This is a genomic window from Leucobacter sp. VD1 (assembly GCF_037150695.1).
Lineage (GTDB): Bacteria > Actinomycetota > Actinomycetes > Actinomycetales > Microbacteriaceae > Leucobacter.
In genome coordinates this window covers 905998-926419 of record NZ_JBBCPO010000001.1, presented here as the reverse complement: position 1 = coordinate 926419, position 20422 = coordinate 905998, and the positions used below count along the sequence as shown (strand labels likewise).

Annotated in this window: 18 protein-coding genes and 3 tRNA genes; 4 read left to right on the top strand and 17 right to left on the bottom strand. The window is 65.6% G+C overall.

What is annotated here, in order from left to right; all coding sequences use genetic code 11:
- Positions 1 to 42: 42 nt before the first annotated feature.
- From WFL22_RS04325 to recO, 13 genes are all read right to left on the bottom strand, one after another.
- Complete coding sequence (locus WFL22_RS04325; protein WP_336991613.1) at positions 43 to 681, bottom strand: ATP-dependent Clp protease proteolytic subunit; 639 nt, start codon at positions 679 to 681, stop codon at positions 43 to 45.
- Between the two features lie 27 nt (positions 682 to 708).
- Positions 709 to 1329: an ATP-dependent Clp protease proteolytic subunit gene (locus WFL22_RS04320; protein WP_336651631.1), complete on the bottom strand. Its 621-nt coding sequence runs from the start codon at positions 1327 to 1329 to the stop codon at positions 709 to 711.
- Positions 1330 to 1459: 130 nt separating this feature from the next.
- Positions 1460 to 2818: a trigger factor gene (gene tig / locus WFL22_RS04315; protein ID WP_336650967.1), complete on the bottom strand. Its 1359-nt coding sequence runs from the start codon at positions 2816 to 2818 to the stop codon at positions 1460 to 1462.
- Positions 2819 to 2869: 51 nt separating this feature from the next.
- Positions 2870 to 2947: transfer RNA gene (locus WFL22_RS04310), tRNA-Pro, on the bottom strand.
- 381 nt (positions 2948 to 3328) lie between these two features.
- Positions 3329 to 3399 (bottom strand) — tRNA-Gly (locus tag WFL22_RS04305).
- Between the two features lie 77 nt (positions 3400 to 3476).
- Positions 3477 to 4034 (bottom strand): gamma carbonic anhydrase family protein, encoded by a 558-nt coding sequence (locus WFL22_RS04300; RefSeq protein WP_336991612.1) that lies wholly within the window; start codon positions 4032 to 4034, stop codon positions 3477 to 3479.
- A 55-nt stretch (positions 4035 to 4089) separates the two neighbouring features.
- Positions 4090 to 4162 (bottom strand) — tRNA-Asn (locus WFL22_RS04295).
- A 92-nt stretch (positions 4163 to 4254) separates the two neighbouring features.
- Complete coding sequence (locus WFL22_RS04290; RefSeq protein ID WP_336650969.1) at positions 4255 to 5103, bottom strand: ABC transporter ATP-binding protein; 849 nt, start codon at positions 5101 to 5103, stop codon at positions 4255 to 4257.
- 11 nt (positions 5104 to 5114) lie between these two features.
- Complete coding sequence (dnaG, locus tag WFL22_RS04285) at positions 5115 to 6986, bottom strand: DNA primase (protein WP_336991610.1); 1872 nt, start codon at positions 6984 to 6986, stop codon at positions 5115 to 5117.
- 40 nt (positions 6987 to 7026) lie between these two features.
- Positions 7027 to 8286 (bottom strand): deoxyguanosinetriphosphate triphosphohydrolase, encoded by a 1260-nt coding sequence (locus WFL22_RS04280; protein ID WP_336991608.1) that lies wholly within the window; start codon positions 8284 to 8286, stop codon positions 7027 to 7029.
- On the bottom strand, positions 8279 to 9475 hold the full coding sequence (gene dusB / locus WFL22_RS04275; RefSeq protein ID WP_336991606.1) for a tRNA dihydrouridine synthase DusB: 1197 nt from the start codon (positions 9473 to 9475) through the stop codon (positions 8279 to 8281). The genes WFL22_RS04280 and dusB overlap by 8 nt, the downstream gene beginning before the upstream one ends.
- A gap of 78 nt (positions 9476 to 9553) precedes the next feature.
- Positions 9554 to 10333 carry an isoprenyl transferase gene (locus WFL22_RS04270; RefSeq protein ID WP_336650973.1) on the bottom strand — a complete coding sequence of 260 codons (780 nt, stop codon included), beginning with the start codon at positions 10331 to 10333 and terminating at the stop codon, positions 9554 to 9556.
- A 13-nt stretch (positions 10334 to 10346) separates the two neighbouring features.
- On the bottom strand, positions 10347 to 11066 hold the full coding sequence (gene recO / locus WFL22_RS04265) for a DNA repair protein RecO (RefSeq protein ID WP_336991604.1): 720 nt from the start codon (positions 11064 to 11066) through the stop codon (positions 10347 to 10349).
- A gap of 161 nt (positions 11067 to 11227) precedes the next feature.
- On the opposite strand from recO, the gene WFL22_RS04260 reads away from it, so the two are divergent.
- Positions 11228 to 12016, top strand: a complete 789-nt coding sequence (locus WFL22_RS04260; protein WP_336650975.1) for a trimeric intracellular cation channel family protein — start codon at positions 11228 to 11230, stop codon at positions 12014 to 12016.
- A gap of 33 nt (positions 12017 to 12049) precedes the next feature.
- On the opposite strand, the gene ruvC is transcribed toward WFL22_RS04260, so the two are convergent.
- The 4 genes from ruvC to thrS all read right to left on the bottom strand — a co-directional run bounded on the left by ruvC (position 12050) and on the right by thrS (position 16032).
- Positions 12050 to 12652, bottom strand: coding sequence for a crossover junction endodeoxyribonuclease RuvC (gene ruvC, locus WFL22_RS04255; RefSeq protein WP_336650976.1), 603 nt, complete (start codon positions 12650 to 12652; stop codon positions 12050 to 12052).
- 95 nt (positions 12653 to 12747) lie between these two features.
- Positions 12748 to 13512, bottom strand: a complete 765-nt coding sequence (locus tag WFL22_RS04250) for a YebC/PmpR family DNA-binding transcriptional regulator (protein WP_336650977.1) — start codon at positions 13510 to 13512, stop codon at positions 12748 to 12750.
- Between the two features lie 52 nt (positions 13513 to 13564).
- Positions 13565 to 14068: an HIT family protein gene (locus WFL22_RS04245; protein WP_336991805.1), complete on the bottom strand. Its 504-nt coding sequence runs from the start codon at positions 14066 to 14068 to the stop codon at positions 13565 to 13567.
- A 41-nt stretch (positions 14069 to 14109) separates the two neighbouring features.
- On the bottom strand, positions 14110 to 16032 hold the full coding sequence (gene thrS, locus WFL22_RS04240) for a threonine--tRNA ligase (RefSeq protein WP_336991804.1): 1923 nt from the start codon (positions 16030 to 16032) through the stop codon (positions 14110 to 14112).
- 475 nt (positions 16033 to 16507) lie between these two features.
- On the opposite strand from thrS, the gene WFL22_RS12420 reads away from it, so the two are divergent.
- The 3 genes from WFL22_RS12420 to kdpB are packed head-to-tail and all read left to right on the top strand — an operon-like array spanning position 16508 to position 20421.
- Positions 16508 to 16597 (top strand): potassium-transporting ATPase subunit F, encoded by a 90-nt coding sequence (locus WFL22_RS12420; protein WP_336650978.1) that lies wholly within the window; start codon positions 16508 to 16510, stop codon positions 16595 to 16597.
- Positions 16597 to 18270, top strand: coding sequence for a potassium-transporting ATPase subunit KdpA (kdpA, locus tag WFL22_RS04235; RefSeq protein WP_336991603.1), 1674 nt, complete (start codon positions 16597 to 16599; stop codon positions 18268 to 18270). The genes WFL22_RS12420 and kdpA overlap by 1 nt, the downstream gene beginning before the upstream one ends.
- 3 nt (positions 18271 to 18273) lie before the next feature.
- Positions 18274 to 20421, top strand: coding sequence for a potassium-transporting ATPase subunit KdpB (gene kdpB / locus WFL22_RS04230; RefSeq protein WP_442918410.1), 2148 nt, complete (start codon positions 18274 to 18276; stop codon positions 20419 to 20421).
- The last annotated feature ends 1 nt before the right edge of the window (position 20422 follow it).

The window sequence follows — 20422 nt, the reverse complement described above, 5'->3', positions numbered from 1 at the left end:
GGTCTGGGCTGGAGTGCCCGGACCCGCCGCGATCCGTGTCGACTACTGCGAAATGACAGGCTGCGGGTTCTTGCGGCTTGTCAGCACCTGATCAACGAGGCCGTACTCGAGAGCCTCCTGTGCGCTGAGGATCTTGTCGCGATCGATGTCGCGGTTCACCTCTGCAACACTGCGCTTCGAGTGCTTTGACAGCGTCTCCTCAAGCCACTCGCGCATGCGCATGATCTCGCGAGCCTGGATCTCGATGTCCGAGGCCTGGCCGTGCCCGGCCTGCCCCGTCGAGGGCTGGTGGATCAGCACACGCGCATTCGGCAGCGCCAGGCGCTTTCCCGGGGTGCCGCCGGCGAGCAGCACCGCAGCTGCCGAAGCAGCCTGGCCCAGGCACACCGTCTGCACATGCGGACGAATGTACTGCATAGTGTCGTAGATCGCCGTCATCGCGGTGAACGATCCACCGGGCGAGTTGATGTACATGGTGATGTCGCGCTCGGGGTCCTGGCTTTCGAGCACGAGCAGCTGCGCCATCACATCGTCGGCCGAGGCGTCGTCAACCTGCACGCCGAGGAAGATGATGCGATCCTCGAACAGCTTCGCGTAGGGATCCTGCCGCTTGTAGCCGTAGGCCGTGCGCTCCTCGAAGGAGGGCAGCACGTAGCGGGCGCTGGGCATCTCGATCTTCATATGACCTTCGTTCACTTTCTGTTGCGCCTACCGCTGGGTTCCGCCGCCGCCGACCACGTCGGCAGCAGAGTCACGGATGAAGTCGACGAAGCCGTACGCGAGCGCCTCATCGGCCGTGAACCAACGGTCGCGGTCGCCGTCCTCGTTGATCTGCTCGACGGTCTTGCCCGTCTGGGCTGCGGTGATCTCAGCGAGGCGGTTCTTCATCGAGGTGATGAGCTGCGCCTGCGTCTGGATATCGCTTGCCGTGCCGCCGAAGCCGCCGTGCGGCTGGTGCAGCAGCACGCGCGCGTTCGGGGTGATGTAGCGCTTGCCCTTGGTGCCTGCGGTGAGCAGGAACTGCCCCATCGAGGCCGCCATGCCGATGCCCACGGTGACGATGTCGTTCGGCACGAAGGACATCGTGTCGTAGATCGCCATACCCGCGGTGATCGAACCACCGGGCGAATTGATGTACAGGTAGATGTCAGACTCGGGGTCTTCGGCGGCGAGCAGCAGGATCTTGGCGCAGATCTCGTTTGCGTTATCGTCGCGCACCTCGGATCCGAGCCAGATGATGCGATCCTTCAGCAGGCGTTCGAACACGCTGTTCGGTGGCGTCTGTTCTGCCATTCGGTGCTCCTTCGTAGTTGCTTGATTCGAGCGTATCGATTCGGTGCGGATCGGGCGCGCGTGTTCGCCCTAGGCGTGTTTCAGCCCCACAAACTGAGAATCCCCCGGAGCGCTGACAGGTCAGCGCTCCGGGGGATCCGCAATGCTCGAAAGCGAGATGCGTGAGTTACTTCTTGTCGGCGGCCTCGGCCTCTTCGACGATCTCCTCGGCCTCTTCGACGACCTCGGCCTCAGCCTCGTCCTCGGAGTCGACAGCGGTGAACTCGCTCAGATCGACGGTGTTGCCCGCCTGATCAACGACCTTCGCCTTGGCGAGAGCGATCGCGAGCGCCTTGTTGCGGGTGACCTCACCGAGGATGACGCCCATCTGGTTGCCCTGGCTGATCGCCTGCAGGAACTGGGTGGGCTCCATGCCGTACTGCTGAGCCGACTGGAAGATGTACTGCGACAGCTCGTTCTGGGTGGGGGTGACGCCCTCAGCCTCGACGATCGCGTCGAGCAGTAGCTGCAGCTGAATCTGCTGCTCAGCCGACTTGCGCACCTCGGCGCGGTGCTCGTCGTCCTCGAGACGACCCTCGCCCTCGAGGTGACGGTGCACTTCCTCCTCGACGAGCTCCTCGGAAACCGGGATGCCGGCCTTCTCGATGAGGGTCTCGGTGAAGAGGTCGCGAGCCTGCTGGCCCTGGGCAAAGACCGAGGCCCGTGCGACCTGATCCTTCAGGCTCTCGCGCAGCTCAGCGATGGTGTCGAACTCGCTCGCAAGCTGAGCGAACTCATCGTCGGCCTCGGGAAGCTCGCGCTCCTTGACAGCGGTGAGGGTGACCTCGACCTCGGCATCACGGCCCTCGTGCTCGCCGCCGAGCAGCTGCGAAGTGAAGGTGGTCGACTCGCCTGCTGTGAGGGTCTCGATGGCCTCATCGGTGCCCGCGAGGAGGTTGCCCGCGCCGATCTCGTAGGAGACGCCGCTGGCCTGGTCGACCTCGTTGCCGTCGATCTTGGCGGTGAGATCGAGCTCGACGAAGTCGCCGGTCTTGGCGGGGCGATCGACGGTCACGAGGGTACCGAAGCGCTCGCGCAGCTTGGTCAGCTCAGCCTCGACGGCTTCATCGTCAACCTCTGCGTTGTCGACGGTGAGCTCGATGCCGTCGTAGTCGGGAAGCGTGAACTCGGGGCGCACCTCGACCTCGAACGCGAGCACGAGGGTGCTCTTGTCGTCCTGCGCATCGGGCCACTGCTCGACGTCGGCGGTCGGGCGACCCATGGGGCGCTCGTCAGCCTCGGCGAGTGCGGCCTGGTAGAAGTCGTCGAGCGAGGCGTTCACGGCCTCCTGCACCACGGCCTCACGGCCGACGCGCTGGTCGATGATCGGTGCCGGAACCTTGCCCTTGCGGAAACCGGGAATCGAAACCTGCTCGGCGATGGTCTTGTACGCCTGCTTGAGGTAGGGCTCCAGTTCGTCGAGCGTGACCTCGACGCTCAGCTTGGCGCGGGTCGGAGTGAGCTTCTCAGCGGTCGTCTTCGGCAATTTGGCCTCTCATCATCGGTGTGTGGTGCTGCTTATCGGGCCGGATGGCCCTGGTCGGGGCGACAGGATTCGAACCTGCGACCTCCCGCTCCCAAAGCGGGCGCTCTAGCCAAGCTGAGCTACGCCCCGAAACCCACAGGTTTCCGGTCGAGACGCGCAAAAGCGCGCAACCTGAGCAAGTCTAGCCGAAACTGCCATGAAAACGCATACCGGGTGCCGTCGTTGCCGAGGTGGCTGGCGTCCCAGCCTGCCCCCCCCGAGGCGGTAAGTTCCCATGCGCGGCAGTCGCTCACTGCACCGATCGACGTTTATGCACCTCGAAGCCGAAGCACTCGGGTGCATGGGCGTCGATCAGTGCGGGAGGATCGGAGCGGGAGGATCGGTGCGGGAAGATCGGAGCGGGAAGGTCGGTGCCGAAATAAACAGATCGGCGCCAGTTCCGGGCACTGAAAGATTCCCGGCAGCCTCGAAATACGAAACCCTCCTTCTCGCGAAGGAGGGTTTCTGTAGAGGGGCTGACGGGAATCGAACCCGCGTAGCCAGTTTGGAAGACTGGGGCTCTACCATTGAGCTACAGCCCCGAGCTGCGAGCAGCAAGGGTGTGCAGAAGCACGTCACCGATCATAGTGCATCGTGGGCGCCGCCGAGCACATCGGCCTTACGGCTCGCGCGTGGCGTCTCGGTGATGTTCGGTGTATGCGGCGTAGATCTCGGCGTTCTGCTGCACGCTTTCGCGATCCGCCTCCCTGAGTTCTCGCACCACGCGACCGGGAATGCCGGCGACGAGGGAGTGCGGCGGAATCACGGCTCCCTGGGGCACGAGCGCACCCGCTGCGATGAGCGACCCCTCCCCCACGGTCGCCCCGCTCAGCACCGTCGAGTTCATGCCGATGAGGCACCCGTTCTCGATCACCGCACCGTGCACGACGGCGTTGTGGCCGATCGAGACATCGTCGCCGATGACGGCGGCACCGCCTGCACCGCGCTGGGTGTGGATCACTACGCCGTCTTGCACGTTGCTGCGTGCACCGATGCGCACGGAGTTGGAGTCGCCGCGCACGACGGCGTTGTACCAGACGCTTGAGTCGGCATCGATCTCGACGTTGCCGACGATGACGGCGCCCGGCGCGATCCAGCTCGACTCGTGCACGCGCGGGGCGCCGTAGGGTGCGACTGTGATGATCTGGCCGTGGTGGTCGGGGTGCCGCTCGCGCATCGATCCTCCTGTGGATAGCAGAAAACCCTCACCGTTACGGTGAGGGTTTCGATTGCTCCCCCGGCTGGGCTCGAACCAGCGACATCCTGATTAACAGTCAAGCGCTCTGCCAACTGAGCTACAGGGGATCATTGCCGCAGCAACCCCTCTATGTTAGCAAGCGCGATCGAGGCGGTGCAAATCGGTGCGGGTCGCCCGGGCGAGGCGCGGCCGGAGGTGTCTAGTCGTCTGCGATCTCGTCGTATGCGGTGGCCCGCAGCGCCTGCGCGAGCCGCTGCACGTAGCCGTGATCTGCGTGGCGGAAGATCTCGTTGATGTCGCCCTGCCCCACCATGTGGCCGTGCTGCATGACGATCACCTCCTGCACGAGCGCTTCGAGCATGCCGATGTCGTGGCTGATGAGCAGCATCGTGGCGCCGGTGCGCTCGCGGTACCAGCGCAACAGTTCGACGATCTTGGGCCTGTTATTGGCGTCGACGCCGAGCGTGGGCTCGTCGGCGATGAGCAGGGCCGGATCGAGCATCAGCGAACGCATCACGGCGACACGCTGGCGCTGACCTTTCGAGAGTTCGTAGGGGTATTCCTGCAGCTTCGCGAGGGGCAGCGCGACGATATCCATCATCTCGGCGATGCGCTCGCCCAGGGCTTCGCGGTCGAAGTGCTTGCTGCGCTCAGCGATCGGCTCGAAGAGGATGTCGCCGACGTTCAGCTCGGGGGTGAGCGTTGCGCCGGCATCCTGTGCAAGGTGGCCGACGTAGGCGGTGAGGCGGGAGCGGGTGCTTCGGCTCAGACGTCGCATGGGCACGTCGAAGACGGTGGCGGCACCGCCGGTGAGCTTGATGCGGGCGGCTTTCTCACCGGCGTCGGCGGCGCGGCCGGCGAGAAACTTGGTGAGCGTCGACTTGCCGGATCCGCTCTCGCCGAGCAGCCCGACGACCTCGCCGCGGGCCACCTCGAAGCTGACCCCCTCGACCGCTTGGAATGCGCGCCCGCCGGCGTGCGCCGGATATGCGAGCGAAAGGTCGGAGACCTGTACCGTCGGATGAGCGTCGAGTACGGGGTGTGCCATGGTTGACGATCTTACTCTTCGCGGAGCCCGCGTCGCGCAGCCTCGAGGGCAACGAGTTGCTGCTGGATGCGGCGCGCGCCGGGGTCTGCCGCGTCGCCGATGCGCTGGTGGCGTGCCAGCAGTTCTTGCTTGAGGGCGAGCAGGTCGCGGTCGAGCAGCGAAATCACCACGTCGCGGGCGTAGGCGGCAATCAGCTCGGGTTTGCGCTGCGGCACGGGAGCGATTGCGAGCTCGCGCACGAGGCCACGGTGGCTTTCTGGGGCGGATCCGATGACGGTGTCGAGCCAGGCCTGCGTGCCGAGTGCCGGCAGTGCCTCCGCGATGGCATCGCGCACCACGCGCAGATTCGGCTCGCTCACCTGTGCAGTGACGGCCTGCTGCAGCAGGTCTGCGCCGACGGCCTCGCTCTGCTGCAGCATCGCCATGAGGGCGTCGCGTTCGAGCCAGGTCGTCGGAGCATTGCGCAGTGAAGATAGCCCGATGCGCGGGCGTGCGGGTTCGGGCTGCGAGCCGGTGCCCGGCTGCGCCTGTTCGGTTGTGGGGGCGGATCCGCCGCGCCCTCGCGGGTTCCGCTCGGCCGCGCGCACCGCCTGCTGCACCTCTGCAAGTTCACTGCCGAGCATTCGTGCGAGTTCTCGCGTGTACCCGGGGCGCAGCGAGGGATCTTTGATCTCGGCGATGATGGGCGCGGCGGCGCGCAGCCCGTTTACGCGCCCTTCGACGCTGTTGAGGTCGAAGCGGGACACCGCCTGTTTCAGCGCGAACTCGAACAGCGGCGTCTTGCGCGTGAAGAGTTCGCGCACGGCGTCGTCACCGCGGTGCAGCCGCAGATCGCAGGGGTCGAGGCCGCCGGGAGCGACGGCCACATAGGTTTGCGCGGTGAAGCGCTTCTCCTCGCTGAACGCTCGCAGCGCGGCCTTCTGGCCGGCCTCATCGGGGTCGAAGGTGAACACGACCTCGCCCGCGGCGTCGTCGCCCATGATGCGGCGCAGCACCGCGATGTGATCTTTGCCGAAGGCGGTGCCACAGGTGGCGACCGCTGCTTCCTCGCCTGCGAGGTGGCAGGCCATCACATCGGTGTAGCCCTCGACCACGATGGCGCGCTTGCCGCGCGAGATCGCCTTCTTCGCGAGATCGAGCCCGTAGAGCACCTGCGACTTGTGGTACACCGGCGACTCGGGCGTGTTGAGGTACTTAGGGCCGTTGTCGTCGTCGTAGAGTTTGCGGGCACCGAAACCGAGCGTTTGTCCGCTGGTGTCGCGAATGGGCCACACCACGCGCCCGCGGAAGCGGTCGTAGATGCCGCGTTGCCCTTCGGAGACGAGCCCGGCCTGGGTGAGCTCTTGCGGGGTGAAGCCCTGCTGGCGCAGATGATCGGTGAGGTGGTTCCAGCCGCGCGGTGCGTAGCCGACGCCGAAGCGTTCGCAGGCTGCTGGATCGAAGCCGCGCTGCGATAGGAACTCACGGCCCGCCGCGCCCTCCTCGCTCGCCAGCTGGGCGACGTAGTAGGCGCCGGCAGCCTGGTTCGCAGCGAGCAGCCTCGCGCGGTTCGGCCCGTCCTGCCGGCGTTCGCCGCCCTCTTCATAGGTGAGAACGTAGTGGATGCGGGCCGCAAGGCGCTCCACCGACTCAGAGAAGGAGAGGTGATCCATCCGCTGCAGGAAGGTGAAGGCGTCGCCGGATTCGCCGCAGCCGAAGCAGTGGTAGTAGCCGAGCGCCGGGCGCACGTGGAAACTCGGGCTGCGCTCGTCGTGAAAGGGGCACAGGCCCTTCATCGAGTCGATCCCGGCGTTCTTCAGCGTGACGTAGTCACCCACCAGATCGGCGAGATTGGTGCGGCGCTTCACTTCCTCGATGTCGCTCGCCCTGATCCGCCCTGCCATAGCTGCAGTCTAGCCAGTTCCCCGCCGCGACCCCGCCCGGTTATGCCAGCGGTGCGTCGCAGAGGCGCTTGTACCAAGCAATCGCCGACTGATCGGTAAGTGAGGCCACCTGATCCACCACGGCTCGTCGGGCGGTCGCCTCATCGGAGGCCGCGCGCAAATCGGCCGCGTAGGCCGGTTCGAGTTCGTGCGCCCCGGTCTCCCACAGCGTGTGCAGCAGCTCGATGAGCAGCCCGCGCTGCCGACGGTAGGTGGGTTGACGTCTGCCGCTCTGCATCACGAACGCGGCGACCACGCCCTTGAGCACTGCGATCTCAGCGCGGATCTCCCGCGGCACCACGATTTCGGCACCGTAGCGTGCGAGCGGGCGGCCGTCTGCAGCTTCGAGCGTTGCGGCGATCGCGAAACGAGCGAAACGACCGATCATGTCGCTGGTGAAGTTCTTGAGCTGCGCCTGGTGCCGGCGCGAGCCGTCCCAGCTGGTGAGCCAGTTGCTGCTCTCCGACATGCGATCGAATGCGGCACCCAGTTCGTCGACGGTGTAGCTGCCGCCCGCCCATTCGGCGACGGCGCGGATCAGCGCGCCGTGACCGGAGCGGGCCGTGAGAAACTGCGGATCGATGTGCTCGGCGACGATGGCGTCTTCGAAGTCGTGCACCGAGTAGGCGATGTCGTCAGAGAGATCCATCACCTGCGCTTCGACGCTTTTGCGGCGCTCGGGCGCGCCGCGCCGCAGCCAGTCGAACACGGGTGCGTCGTCGGTGAAGTAGCCGAACTTTGCGCTGCCAGGTGCAGCCTCGGACAATGCCCACGGATACTTGCAGCTCGCGTCGAGCGTGGCTCGCGTCAGATTGAGTCCGACGCTTTCACCGTCGTCGGTGAAGTGCTTCGGCTCGAGTCGGGTGAGAATACGCAGCGTCTGCGCATTGCCCTCGAAGCCGCCGAAGTCTGCCATCCACTCGTTTAACGCCCGCTCACCGTTGTGCCCGAAGGGCGGATGCCCCAGGTCGTGCGCGAGGCATGCTGTGTCGACAACGTCTTGTGAGATGCCGAGTGCTACCGCGAGTTCTCGGCCGATCTGCGCGACCTCGAGCGAGTGGGTGAGGCGGTTCCGGGCGAAGTCGACGCCGGCGGTGGGGCTGAGCACCTGTGTTTTGGCGGCGAGTCGGCGCCACCCGCTCGAGTGCAGGACGCGGGCGCGATCTCGTGCGAAGTCGCTGCGGTGGCCGCTGTGCTGCTCGGGCACGAAGCGTTCGGCATCGGGTGGCGAATACCCCGCCGGCAGTGTGGGCTCAGCCACCGTCGGATCCTCCGTCGACGCGTTCTGCTTCGGCGACGATTGCACGGGCCGCAAGGTCGGTGGTGCGGCTGTTGAGCCAGCCGTCGGGCAAATGTACTCGCTTCGGGCTGCCGGCGCGGCCGCGCTGACCTTCGGCGCCCTCGCCCGGGTAAGGCATGGCGGCATCCATTGTCGCGAAGATCTCATCCATCTGTTCCAGCGACTCGACCGCCGCGAGCGCGCGCCTGGTGTCGCCCCCCACACCGTAACCCTTGAAGTACCAGGCGACGTGCTTGCGGATGTCGCGGCAGGCGCGATCCTCCTCGCCGTCAAAGAACTCGACGAGCAGTTCGGTGTGGCGACGCATCGCGTCCATCACGAAGCCCAGCGGGGGTCGCGCCATTGAAGCCTCAGCCTCTGCACGGCTGATCTCCCCCGCCTCTGCGCGGAACGCAGCGGAGAGATCACCGAACAGCCACGGCCGTCCCAGGCAGCCGCGGCCCACCACAACACCGTCGCAGCCGGTCTCGCGCACCATGCGGATCGCGTCGTTGGCCGACCAGATGTCTCCGTTGCCGAGAATCGGCACGCTGGTGATCGTCTGCTTGAGCGTTGCGATCGCGCTCCAGTCGGCGTGCCCCGAGTAGAACTCGTTCGCCGTGCGACCGTGCAGCGCGATTGCTGCTACCCCCGCCTGCTCTGCGGCCTTCGCCGCGTCGAGATAGGTGAGGTGATCGGGATCGATGCCCTTGCGCATCTTGACGGTGAGCGGGATGTCGCCGGCCGCTTGCACGGCACCGGTCACGATCGCTTCGAACAGGTCGCGCTTCCAGGGCAGCGCGGATCCGCCGCCCTTCCGCGTCACCTTCGGCACCGGGCATCCGAAGTTCAGGTCGATGTGGTCTGCGAGATCTTGATCGACGAGGAATCGAACCGCCTCCGATACCGTCTTCGGATCGACCCCGTAGAGCTGAATCGAACGCGGAGTTTCGCTCTCGTGATGCTTGATCAGTCGCAGCGAGGCCGGAGTGCGCTCGACGAGGGCACGGCTGGTGATCATCTCGCTCACGTAGAGGCCGGCGCCGTATTCGCGGCAGAGCCTGCGGAAGGCAGTGTTGGTGATACCTGCCATGGGTGCCAGCACCACGGGCACATCGAGCTGGAGCGGTCCGATGCATAGCGGCGAACCAGTCAGAGTCTGAGGAGTCATAACCACCCCATTCTCTCACTATTCATCGCTTCGCCCCGTCAGTGCTGCCCCGTGTAGGCCGCCCTGCTGTGAGGTTGCTCAGGAGGGTTGGTCGACGGCGCCGCCGAAGCGGCGATCGCGCGCGTGATAGATCTGGATCGCACGCCACAGCTCCTGCCTGCCGAAATCAGGCCACAGCGTGTCGAGAAACACCATCTCGGCGTAGGCCGACTGCCACAGCATGAAATTGCTGATGCGCTGCTCCCCCGAGCTGCGCAGAAACAGATCGACGTCAGGTAGCTCAGGCACATACAGGTGGCGCTCGATCGTGCGCTCGGTGATGCCGCGCGAGGTGAGGCGGCCGGCCTCGACCTCCGCCGCAACCGCCCGCACCGCATCGGTGAGCTCGTTGCGACCGCCGTAGTTGACGCACATGGTAAGCGTCAGTCCCGTGTTGTCGGCGGTTGCGCGCTCCGAGGCCTTCAACTCGCTGATGACCGAGCCCCACAGTCGCGGCCGCCGGCCCGCCCAGCGCATCCGCACGTTCCACGCGTCGAGCTGCGCGCGGCGGCGACGCAGCACATCGCGGTTGAAGCCCATCAAGAAGCGCACCTCGTCGGGCGAACGGCGCCAGTTCTCGGTCGAGAACGCGTAGACGCTGAGGTGCTTCACTCCGGCCTGCACGGCACCGGCGACCACGTCGAGCAGCGCCTGCTCCCCCATGCGGTGACCCTCGACGCGCGGCAACCCGCGGCGGTTCGCCCAGCGGCCGTTGCCATCCATCACGATCGCCACATGCTGCGGAGGTGGGCCGGTGAAGGCGGGCGGCTGCTCGCCTGTCCAATCGACGGGGACCAGGCTGTCCGGGGCGTGATGCATGGGTGAAAGTCTATTAGCGGCGGGCGTTGAAGGAGCGCAGCCCGCGTTCGAGATGGAACTGGGTGTAGGCCGCCGCGATCTCGGCAGCTTGGCCGCGCTCCCGTTCGCCGCTCGCGAGCGAGGCATCCCAGTCGCCTGCGAGCAGCGCTGCGAGCAGTGAGATCGACCCAGGGTCGAGCCGGGGTGTGCCCTGCAGTCGGCAGGCCTGGCAGGTCACCCCGCCCAGCTGCACCGCGACCGCGGTGTGCGGGCCGGAGGTGCCGCAGTTGACGCAGCTGTCGAAGCCGGGGGTCCACCCCGCGAGACTCATCGCGCGCAGCAGATAGCCGTCGCGCACGAGCTCCGGGGGAATCTTCGCTGTCGCGAGCGTGCGCAGCGCCCCCACAAGCAGCGCGTACTGCTCACGCGACGGTGCGCCCTCGGCGAGACGCTCAGCAGTTTCAACGATCACACAGCCGGCACGGTAGCGGTCGTAGTCGGCGCTGATCGCGGGACCGTAGGCGCCCAGCGTCTCAGCCTGCGTGATGGTGTCGAGGCTGCGCCCCTCAAAGCACTGGATATCGGCAACCATGAACGGCTCAAGCCGGGCACCAAACTTCGAAGAGGTACGGCGCACCCCTTTCGCCACAGCGCGCAACAGCCCGCGACCGCGCGTCAACATCGTGACGATGCGGTCGGCCTCGCCCAGCTTGTGGGTGCGCAGCACGACGCCTGCTTCACGGTAGAGGGGCACCCCACTATTCTCGCATCAGAAGGGGCAGAGGCCGAGTGCGGCGGCACGGGATCGTGCACCGGGGGCCCGAGCGAGCGTGTGCGCTCCGACCCGCGATCCGCCATCTGCCCAAAACCGCGCCGCCCCAGCCGTGAGCTCCCACGGTGCGCGAGAATAGAGGAGTGCTCGACCAGACCTTCCAGACGCCGCTCGCCGCAGACCTCGTCGCGGTGGCCGCGGGCAGCCTGCAGGGTGCCCTCTTCGCGGCCGGCTTCAAACGGATCGACATGCTCGGCGTCGCGTTCATCGGTGTCGCAACGGGCATCGGCGGCGGCCTGCTGCGCGACATGCTGCTCGGCGTCACCCCTGCAGCGTTCTCGAACAACCTCTACCTGATCGTCGCAGTGGGCGCGGCGCTGCTCGGCATGCTGCTGCCGCGGCTGTTCCGCCGCCTCGACCCCCTCATCTCCCTGCTCGACGCGCTCGGCATCGGCATGTTCGGCGCGATCGGCGCCACCAAAGCCCTCGCCATGGATCTGCCGCTCGTGCCAGCGCTGTTCATCGGCGTGGTCTCTGCCGTCGGCGGTGGCGCTCTGCGCGATGTGATGCTCAATCTTCCGATCGCCGTGATGCACGTCGGTTCGCTCTACGCGGTCGCGAGTCTCGTGGGTGTCTCGGTGCTCGCCGTGCTGCTCGCTTTCGAGGTGCCCGTGGTGATCAGCGGCATCGTCTGCGTGGCGGTCACCACGGCGGTGCGCCTGCTCGCCGTGCGCTTCGGATGGAGCCTGCCAGAGCAGCGCGCCCTGAGCAGGGTGCGGCTGCGCCGCCAACGCCAGGTGGAGCAGGCAATCGATGAAGCCCTGCAGACCGGCACCATCACGCTGCCGATCGTGCTCCCCGACACGGCCTCTGATGCAGACACGCCAGGGGGTCGCCGCGATGAACCCGAGGAAGGTCGCCACGCGTGCTGAGACGAGCAGGACGCATCAGGATCGCGGATCCGATTAGGATCGCGCGCCGCGCCGCCGGCCGAGCTTCGACTCGGCCTCTCGCCATGCCCGCTGTGCCGGGGTCTCACCGCTGGGGCCCGCAACCGGCGCATCGAAACGCTCCATGCGCTGAGCCGCCCCGCCGCGGCCCAAATGCCAGGCGTGCGTGATCGCGAGGGCGAGTGCGTCGGCGGCGTCCGCCGGCTTCGGCGGGGCCGCGAGCCCCAGCAGCCGCGTCACCATCGTGGTCACCTGCGCCTTGTCGGCGCTTCCATAGCCGGTCACCTGCGCCTTCACCTCGTTCGGGGTGTAGAGGGCGACCGGGATCCCCCGCTCCTGCGCAAGAAACATGACCACGCCGCTGATCTGCGCAACCCCCATCACGCTCGCGACGTTATCCTGCGCGAACACGCGCTCCAGCGCGATACCGGCGGGCTGCTCCCCGTCAAGGAGGCGGGCGATACTCGAGCCGATGCGATGCAGCCGCTCTGGCAGCGGCATATCAGCCGAGCTGCGCAGCACCTCGACATGCTCGAACGTCACCTTGCGGGAAGGGCCTGCGGTGACGATGCCAACACCGCAGCGCGTCAGACCAGGGTCGATACCGATGATGCGCATAACGGTGGCCCTTCGATCGATCGGTGGAGTGAAGACGGCGACGGCCGGGCATCGGAAGTGCCGAGTGCCCGGCCGTCGCCGCAGAGCATTGCGAGCTACTCGTCGTTCGCGAGCTCGGCCTGCACCTCGGCAGACAGGTCGAAATTCGAGAAGACGTTCTGCACATCGTCACTGTCTTCAAGGGCGTCGATCAGGCGGAACACCTTGCGCGCAGTGTCGGCGTCGATCTCGACCTTGAGGTTCGGCACGAACTCGGCCTCGGCCGATTCGTAGTCGATGCCTGCCTCGACGAGCGCCGTGCGCGCGGCGACGAGATCGGAGGCTTCGGTGAACACCTCGAAGGCTTCGCCGTTCGGGGTGGGCACGACCTCTTCGGCACCGGCGTCGAGCACGGCCATGAGCACGTCGTCTTCGGTGGTGTTCGCCGCAGGAACGGTGAGCACGCCCTTGCGCGCGAAGTTGTACGCGACGCTTCCGGGATCGGCGAGGGTACCGCCATTGCGGCTGAGCGCCGTGCGCACCTCGGCCGCAGCGCGGTTCTTGTTGTCGGTGAGGCACTCGATCATGAGGGCGACACCGTTCGGGCCGTAGCCTTCGTACATGATCGTCATGTACTCGACGGCGTCACCGTCAAGGCCGGCACCGCGCTTGATAGCGCGCTCGATGTTGTCACCGGGCACCGAGTTCTTCTTGGCCTTGTGCACGGCGTCGGCGAGGGCGGGATTGCCCGAGAGATCGGCGCCGCCGATCCGCGCGGCAACCTCGATCACCTTGATGTACTTGGCGAAAGCCTTTGCTCGACGCGAGTCGATGATCGCCTTCTTATGCTTCGTGGTCGCCCACTTGGAGTGTCCGGACACGGGAGCTCCTGTTCCTGTCGGTTGAAGTTCAGTAGATCATTCTAGGTTCGGCCTAGATCGCCGGCCCAGGGTCCACGGGCCAGGCGGCGGCGATCGACGCGCGCACATCGCCGAGCAACTGCGGCAGCGCCTTCGTCTTCGCAATGATCGGGAAGAAGTTCGCATCGGAAGCCCAGCGCGGCACGATGTGCTGGTGCAGGTGCGCCGCGATCCCCGCCCCCGCAATCTCGCCCTGATTCATGCCGATATTGAAGCCGTCGCAGCCCAACACCTCTCGAGCCACCCGCATCGCGGTTTGGGTGAGAGCACCGATCTCGGCGACCTCCTCAGCGGTCGCCTCGTCGTATTGCGAGATGTGGCGATACGGGCACACCAGCATGTGCCCGGTGTTGTACGGAAACAGATTGAGCAGCACATAGGCCGTTCTTCCCCGCGCCACGATGAGGGCGTCCTCGTCGCTGCGCGCCGGAGCCGCGCAGAACGGGCAGTCGCTGCGATCTGGCTGGTGGTGATCCTGCACATAGACCATGCGATGCGGCACCCACAGCCGCTGCATCCCGTCGGGGGTGCCGACGGCTGCGGTCTCGCCCAGGGTCTCTACTCGGTCCACGCCGTCGACACCTGCTCGTGGGTCTCGATCGCGCGCACGATCCGCTCAACGGCCTCAGCAACAGGCACACCGTTCAGCTGCGAGCCGTCGCGGAAGCGGAAGCTCACCGCACCCGCGGCTCGGTCGTCCTCGCCCGCGATGAGCTGGAACGGCACCTTCGCCTTGGTGTGCGTGCGAATCTTCTTCGGCATGCGGTCGTCGCCGTGATCCACCTCAGCGCGCACGCCGCGCTCGCGCAGCTGCGCAATCACACCGTCGAGATACTCGCCGTACTGCTCGGCAACAGGAATGCCGACCACCTGCACGGGCGACAGCCACACCGGGAACGCCCCGGCATAGTGCTCCAGCAGGATCGCGAAGAAGCGTTCCACCGAGCCGAGCAGAGCGCGGTGAATCATCACCGGCTGCTTGCGCGTGCCATCGGCTGCAGCATACTCAAGCTCGAACAGTTCGGGCTGGTTGAAGTCGAGCTGCACCGTTGAGAGCTGCCACGTGCGGCCGATCGCGTCACGCGCCTGCACCGAGATCTTCGGCCCGTAGAACGCAGCCCCGCCGGGATCGGCGACCAGCTCAAGACCCGACTCCTCACCCACCTCGCGAAGCGTCTGCTCGGCGACAGCCCACTGCTCCTCGGTGCCCACCGACTTCTCGGGATCCCGGGTCGAAAGCTCGAGGTAGAAATCATCAAGGCCATAGGCGCGCAGCGTCGCGAAGACGAACTCCAGCTGGCGCTTGATCTCGTCTTTCACCTGCTCATCGGTGACGTAGATGTGCGCGTCGTCCTGGGTCAAACCGCGCACACGGGTGAGCCCCGAAAGCGTGCCGCTCTTCTCGTAGCGATACACCGTGCCGAACTCGGCCAGACGCAACGGCAACTCGCGGTAGCTGCGGGCGCGAGCCCGGAAGATGAGGTTGTGGAACGGACAATTCATGGGCTTCAGGTAGTAGTCCTGGCCCTGCTTGACCACGTGGCCCTCGCCGTCGGTCACCTCGTCGAGGTGCATCGCCGGGAACATGCCGTCCTTGTACCAGTTGAGGTGCTGGCTCGTCTCAAACAGCGTGCCCTTGGTGATGTGCGGGCTGTTGACCACCTCGTAGCCGTTCTTGAGCAGCTCGCTGCGCATGAACGTCTCGATCTCGTGGCGGATGATGCCGCCCTTCGGGTGGAACACCGCAAGCCCCGAGCCGATCTCATCGGGGAAGCTGAACAGGTCGAGCTCAACACCCAGCTTACGGTGGTCGCGCTTCGCCGCCTCCTCCAGCCGGGTCTGATACTCGCGCAGCTCGTCCTTCGTGGGCCATGCAGTGCCATAGATGCGTTGCAGCATCGGGTTCTTCTCGCTGCCGCGCCAGTAGGCACCCGCCGAACGCATCAGCGCCCAGCCATTGCCGATGACGCGAGTGCTCGGCACATGCGGGCCGCGGCACAGATCCTTCCAACACAGTTCGCCGGTCTTCGGATCGACATTGTCGTAGATGGTGAGCTCGGCGCCGCCAACCTCAACGCTCTCGTTGTCGGAGCCCTGATCCGCCCCGCCTTTCAGCCCGATCAGCTCAAGCTTGTATGGCTCGTTCGCAAGCTCCTCGCGGGCCTCAGCCTCGGTCACCACGCGACGCACAAAACGCTGACCCTGCTTCACGATCTTCTGCATCTCCGCAGAGATCGCCTTCAGATCTTCAGGGGTGAACGGCTCGGCCGGGTCGAAGTCGTAGTAGAAACCGTCGGTGATGGGCGGACCGATGCCGAGCTTCGTCTCCGGGTTGATGCGCTGCACCGCCTGCGCAAGCACGTGCGCCGCGGAGTGACGCAGAATATTGAGCCCGTCTTCCGAATCGATCGCGACAGGCTCGACAGTGTCCGTCTCTGAGACCGTCGTCGCGAGATCCTTGAGCTCGCCGTTGACGCGCATAGCGACGATCGAGCGATCGGTGAACAGGGAGAAGCCATCGGCCACAGGGGCACACTCCTTCGAGACGGAAGCACTAACCCCACGATTCTACCGGGTGAGGCGAGGCCACCTGAGAAACGACGAAGGCCCCCGCATGGCGTACGCGGTGGCTTCTCTCACCAGAACCCGTGGGACTGCGCATCAGTCGGGGAGGAAACCCCGGTCTGCGTGCTCACGGTGCTCACCGCGCGCCAGTTTGTTAGGCGCCCGTCAGGGTCAGTCCGATCCCCGTATGGGTTCTGTAGGGACGCATGTTTCCGGGGTGGGAGCGGGTGTTTGATCGGGAATCGCGCCCGCTGTTCCGGGCCGCGAGGCCAGCGGATCTGCTGTCGCCTGTTATCTGAATGGAGCTTGCTGTGCTTGACATCGTCTTCGTGCTGGGCGTGATCGCCTTGTTCCTCTTCTTGGGGCTGCTGGGGAAGGCGGTGGAGAAACTGTGATCGTCAGTGAACTTCTCGCTGCCTGTCTCGGGGTTGCGGCGATTGCGTATCTTGTTGTCGCACTCGTGAAACCGGAGCGCTTCTGATGGCGTGGCTCTCACCGCTTCTCGTTCTCGCCACCGTCGCCATCATCCTTGGAGTGCTGTATCGCCCCTTCGGTGACTACATGGCCTGGGTGTACACCTCCCGCAAAGATTGGAAAGTCGAACGCGGGGTCTACAAGATCATCGGTGTCGACTCCGCTGCCGAGCAGACCTGGCAGGCCTACCTGCGCAGCGTCCTCGCCTTCTCCGCAGTCGGCCTCCTCATCGTCTACGGGCTGCAGCGCCTCCAGCAGTGGCTCCCATACTCGCTGGGTCTTCCGGCCCCGTCTGAGCATCTGTCGTTCAACACAGCGGCATCATTCGTGGGCAACACGAACTGGCAGTCGTACTCCCCGGAACTCACCGTCGGATACACCGTCCAGTTCGCGGGCCTCGCGGTGCAGAACTTCGTCTCGGCCGCGGTGGGTATCGCGGTCGCGATCGCACTGGTGCGCGGATTCGCGTATCGCCGCTCGGGCACGATCGGGAACTTCTGGGTCGATTTGATCCGCGGCACGCTCCGCATCCTGCTCCCGATCGCGGTGATCGGCGCGATCGTGCTGATGATTGGCGGAGTGATCCAGAACTTCAACGGCTTCACCACCGTCACGACACTCACCGGCGCTCACCAGACGATCCCCGGTGGTCCGACGGCATCGCAGGAAGCCATCAAGCTCCTGGGCACCAACGGCGGCGGGTTCTTCAACGCGAACTCCTCCCATCCCTTCGAGAACCCCAGCCCCTGGACAAACGTGTTCCAAGTGCTGCTGATGCTCGTGATCCCGTTCTCACTCCCCCGCACCTTCGGCCGGATCGTGGGCGACAACCGTCAGGGCTACGCGATCCTCTCGGTCATGGCGATGCTCTACGTTGCATCGTTCGGCATCCTCACCGCACTGGAATCTGCGGCTATGGGCACCGCTCCGGAACTCGCCGGAGGTGCCATGGAAGGAAAGGAACAGCGATTCGGGATCGTCGGGTCGACACTGTTCGCCACCACCAGCACCGGAACCTCTACCGGGGCGGTGAACTCCATGCACGACTCGTTCACCGCGTTGGGCGGGATGATGCCGATGCTGAACATGATGCTCGGCGAGGTTACCCCCGGCGGTGTGGGCTCCGGTCTGTACGCGATGCTCATTCTCGCGGTTATCGCCGTGTTCATCTCGGGCCTGCTGATTGGACGCAGCCCGGAATACCTCGGCAAGAAGATCGGCCCGCGGGAGATTAAGCTCGCTGCCCTCTCCATCCTGGTGATGCCCACCCTGGTTCTCACGGGCACGGCGCTGAGCTTCGCGATCCCCGGTATCCGGGACGAGGTGGAGAGCACGTCGATCTGGAACCCGGGAATCCACGGCATGTCAGAGCTGCTGTACGCCTTCACATCCGCGGCGAACAACAACGGTTCCGCGTTCGCCGGTCTCACCGCGAACACGCCGTGGCTCAACATCACCTTGGGGCTCGCGATTCTGCTGGGTCGCTTCGTGCCGATCGTGTTCGTTCTTGCCCTTGCGGGCTCGCTCGCTGCCCAGAACAAGGTCCCCACGACCTCCGGGACCCTCCCCACGCACCGTCCGATGTTCATCGGGCTGCTGTGTGCGGTCACGATCCTCGTGTCCGCACTGACCTTCTTCCCCGTTCTCGCGCTAGGTCCGCTAGCGGAAGGGCTGATGTAAACCATGTCCATCATGACTGAAACACCTCCGACCACGACGGTTGCCCCCACCTCACAGGGCGGGTTCACCTGGGAACACGTTCGGGCAGCCCTGCCCGGCGCGTTCCGCAAGCTCAACCCCGCAGAACAATGGCGCAACCCCGTCATGTTCCTCGTTTGGGTGGGTGCCGCACTCACCACCATCCTCGCAATTGCCGAGCCATTCACCGGTGGCCCGGCGCAATCCGGCGGCACAGTCGTGCCGTGGTCGTTCACGGGCGCGATCGCAGGGTGGCTGTGGCTCACCGTCTTGTTCGCGAACCTCGCCGAATCGGTCGCAGAGGGCCGTGGCAAAGCGCAGGCGGAAACCCTGCGGAAGACCCGCGCCAGCACGATCGCCAACCGCGTCGCGAGCTACGATCCGAAGGCGGATGCTGCCGCGGAGCGGGCCGCGACGACGCAGATATCATCTGCAGATCTCACCCTCGGTGATGTCGTTGTCGTCACGGCCGGAGAGCTGATTCCTGGCGACGGCGACATCGTGTGGGGTATCGCCTCGGTGGATGAGTCAGCGATCACGGGCGAGTCCGCCCCGGTGGTGCGTGAATCTGGTGGTGATCGCTCTGCCGTCACCGCCGGCACCCGGGTGCTGTCGGATCGGATCGTCGTGCGCATCACCTCAAGGCCGGGTGAGACATTCGTGGATCGGATGATCTCCCTCGTCGAAGGCGCGTCACGTCAGAAGACTCCGAATGAGATCGCGCTGAACATTCTGCTAGCGTCCCTGTCGATCATCTTCGTCATTGTCGCACTGACCCTGAACCCGATTGCCTCCTACGCGGCCGCTCCAGTGAGCGTTACCGTGCTGGTCGCGCTCGTGGTGTGCTTGATCCCGACGACGATCGGAGCGCTCCTCAGCGCGATCGGAATCGCCGGGATGGACCGGCTCGTGCAGCGTAATGTGCTGGCGATGTCCGGGCGTGCAGTTGAAGCCGCAGGCGATGTCACCACGCTGCTGCTGGACAAGACCGGCACCATCACCCACGGGAATCGGCGCGCCAGTGAGTTTGTGCGCCTCGGCGGCGTGCAGGAGCAGGAGTTGATCCTGGCTGCCGCACTGTCGTCGTTGGCGGACCCGACCCCAGAAGGTGTATCGATTGTCGAACTCGCCGAGCAGCAGCAGGGAGCCTTCGACCGGAACACGGCCGGTGAGATCATCCCGTTCACGGCGCAGACCCGCATGTCGGGCCTGGACCTGCCAGACGGTACTCAGATCCGGAAGGGCGCCGGCTCCGCTGTGCTGGCTTGGGTCGCAGCCGATGGAAACTCGCCGGCGTCGTCTCTGGTTGCTGAGCTTGATGCGTATATCGAGCGCATTTCCCAGTCCGGTGGCACCCCGCTCGTAGTTGCCACCAAAGATGCGACCGGTGCCGGGCGCATCCTCGGTGTCGTGCATTTGAAGGATGTCGTCAAGGAGGGGTTGCCGGCGAAGTTTGCCGAGATGCGGGCAATGGGGATCCGCACAGTAATGATCACTGGGGACAACCCGCTCACTGCCGCTGCGATCGCTGCAGAGGCAGGCGTGGACGACTTCCTCGCCGAGGCCACCCCGGAAGACAAGCTCGCCTACATCCGTCAGGAGCAGGAGGGCGGCAACCTCGTTGCGATGACCGGCGACGGCACCAACGATGCGCCTGCGCTCGCGCAGGCGGATGTCGGAGTGGCTATGAACTCCGGCACTTCGGCTGCGAAAGAGGCCGGGAACATGGTCGACCTCGATAGCGACCCGTCAAAGCTCATCGACGTTGTGCGGATCGGCAAGCAGCTGCTGATCACCCGCGGAGCGCTCACGACGTTCTCGATTGCGAACGACCTCGCGAAGTACTTCGCGATCATCCCGGCCATGTTCATGGGTGTGTTCCCGCAACTCGCGGCGCTGAACATTATGGGACTGCATTCGCCGGCCTCGGCGGTGCTGTCGGCGATCATCTTCAACGCCATCGTGATCGTCTTCCTGATCCCGCTTGCGCTGCGCGGCGTGAAGTACCGGGCGGGAAATGCGTCGAGCATTCTCGGACGCAACCTCGCCATCTATGGACTCGGAGGTGTGATTGCACCCTTCGTAGGAATCTGGATGATCGACCTGCTCGTTCGTCTTATCCCCGGCTTTTGAC

Excerpts from the sequence above, each read along its gene's own strand:
- WFL22_RS04290 (WP_336650969.1), bottom strand. The coding sequence starts at position 5,103 with ATGGCACACCCCGTACTCGACGCTCATCCGACGGTACAGGTCTCCGAC.
- dnaG (WP_336991610.1), bottom strand. The coding sequence starts at position 6,986 with ATGGCAGGGCGGATCAGGGCGAGCGACATCGAGGAAGTGAAGCGCCGC.
- WFL22_RS04245 (WP_336991805.1), bottom strand. The coding sequence starts at position 14,068 with ATGCAGCGGCTGTGGGTGCCGCATCGCATGGTCTATGTGCAGGATCAC.
- WFL22_RS04270 (WP_336650973.1), bottom strand. The coding sequence starts at position 10,333 with ATGCATCACGCCCCGGACAGCCTGGTCCCCGTCGATTGGACAGGCGAG.
- WFL22_RS04300 (WP_336991612.1), bottom strand. The coding sequence starts at position 4,034 with ATGCGCGAGCGGCACCCCGACCACCACGGCCAGATCATCACAGTCGCA.
- dusB (WP_336991606.1), bottom strand. The coding sequence starts at position 9,475 with ATGACTCCTCAGACTCTGACTGGTTCGCCGCTATGCATCGGACCGCTC.
- kdpB (WP_442918410.1), top strand. The coding sequence starts at position 18,274 with ATGTCCATCATGACTGAAACACCTCCGACCACGACGGTTGCCCCCACC.
- WFL22_RS04325 (WP_336991613.1), bottom strand. The coding sequence starts at position 681 with ATGAAGATCGAGATGCCCAGCGCCCGCTACGTGCTGCCCTCCTTCGAG.
- kdpA (WP_336991603.1), top strand. The coding sequence starts at position 16,597 with ATGGCGTGGCTCTCACCGCTTCTCGTTCTCGCCACCGTCGCCATCATC.
- ruvC (WP_336650976.1), bottom strand. The coding sequence starts at position 12,652 with ATGCGCATCATCGGTATCGACCCTGGTCTGACGCGCTGCGGTGTTGGC.
- thrS (WP_336991804.1), bottom strand. The coding sequence starts at position 16,032 with ATGCGCGTCAACGGCGAGCTCAAGGATCTCGCGACGACGGTCTCAGAG.